Origin of the sequence: Pseudomonas brassicacearum (genome assembly GCF_003732265.1) — a bacterium.
GTDB classification, from domain to species: domain Bacteria; phylum Pseudomonadota; class Gammaproteobacteria; order Pseudomonadales; family Pseudomonadaceae; genus Aquipseudomonas; species Aquipseudomonas brassicacearum_D.
The window spans coordinates 477-851 of record NZ_MOBK01000242.1 but is presented as its reverse complement, the minus strand read 5'-3'; the positions used below and the strand labels follow the sequence as shown (position 1 = coordinate 851).

Annotated in this window: 1 pseudogene; it reads left to right on the top strand. The window is 62.4% G+C overall.

Going from position 1 to position 375, the window contains the following annotated elements:
* Window positions 1-375, top strand: a pseudogene (locus BK660_RS33330) (helix-turn-helix transcriptional regulator); the annotation flags it as partial.

Sequence of the window (375 nt, the reverse complement as noted above, 5' to 3'; positions counted from 1 at the left end):
TCGACGATTATCATCTCGCCCAAGGCCCGGTGCTCGATCGCTGCCTGCAATTTTTCCTCAACCATCTGCCTGATGGCTTGCTGGTGATGGTCACCAGCCGCCAGCGTCCGGACTGGCATCTGGCACGCTTGCGTCTGTCCCGGCAGTTGCTGGAACTGCATGAGGCGGATCTGCGCCTGACCCATGACGAAGCCCTGACCTTGCTCGATCGCCACAGCAGCTCACTGCGCGGAGAAGCCCTCGAGAGTCTTATCCTGCGCAGTGAGGGCTGGGTCGCCGGTTTGCGTTTCTGGTTGCTGGCGGTGTCCGAAGCGGGCAGTGATGCGGCGCTGCCACAAGCGCTGAACGGCGGGGAAGGGCTGATACGCGACTATC